The organism is Arthrobacter sp. SDTb3-6 (genome assembly GCF_013376095.1).
Lineage (GTDB): Bacteria > Actinomycetota > Actinomycetes > Actinomycetales > Micrococcaceae > Specibacter.
The window spans coordinates 1-871 of the sequence record NZ_JAAMFN010000128.1; the positions used below are offsets into that span (position 1 = coordinate 1).

Below are 871 nucleotides of genomic sequence, written 5' to 3' on the forward strand. Positions count from 1 at the left end.
TATTCAACCAACTTGTTGCTTCGAGGGTATGACACCGCCCCTGCATACCATCGGATATTGGCCACAGTGAATGGATCCTTCGCCACAAGTTCCAGGAAGGAAATCTGGCGGTGGTTGAAATCCCCGCGAGCCAGATGCAAAAGCGATCGCACGTTGACCATCTCCTGGCTTTTCCATTGAAGGTAGATAGTCAGATCATCAAGCGCCCTGCTGACAACTTGCACGTGATAGAGCAAGAAATAGGTGAGGTCGCCGTCGTCGTCCTCCGTCAGTAGATACGAGCGGGCATACTGCCCCGGGGCTTTGCGCAGAATCCTGGAAATCGTGATGAACTCGGCCAGCCAGTAGCCCTGATGGAGCATGCTCCAGTAGAACAATGCCTTGGCGGTTCTTCCGTTGCCATCCGCAAAGTAGTGGTCACAACCCATCATGAAGTGCAGAACAATTGCCCTGACAACGGGCGGTATGTAGCTGCCGTCTCCTGCATCCCCATTGGCAAAGTCACAAAGCGCCTGGAGCCGCCGGGGCGCAATTCGTCCGCTGGCGGGGGCGCATGAAGCAATTGTTCTTCATCTCCCCACACAGCAACTCGCTGAACTTCAGGCTGCTCCAGACGCCCCGCGTCATTGGGATCCTCCAGCGTCCCATCTGTGACGATGCGGTGGAGCTCCAAAACCAGCTCTGGAGTCAGCTTCTGATCACGCATCCGCCGAATATGCATCATGGCCGAGTAATTGTTGAGAATCATCCGCTCGCTATTGGTGACGGGTTTACGTCCACTCTGCAGCATCTCCTTCGCCACCCGCCGCGAAGTCGACGCGCCCTCCAATTGACTCGAGGTGATGGCCTCCTCAATGAGTGAATTGATGAT

General features: G+C 55.5%; 1 protein-coding gene and 1 pseudogene. Both read right to left on the minus strand.

Annotation, left to right across the window (positions count from 1 at the left end; genetic code table 11):
- The coding region (locus tag G6035_RS19860; RefSeq protein ID WP_371131082.1) for a Fic family protein at nucleotides 1-533 on the minus strand (533 nt) is incomplete at its 3' end.
- Nucleotides 428-871 (minus strand): annotated as a pseudogene (locus tag G6035_RS20380) (hypothetical protein); the annotation flags it as partial. The pseudogene G6035_RS20380 and the gene G6035_RS19860, both read right to left, overlap by 106 nt.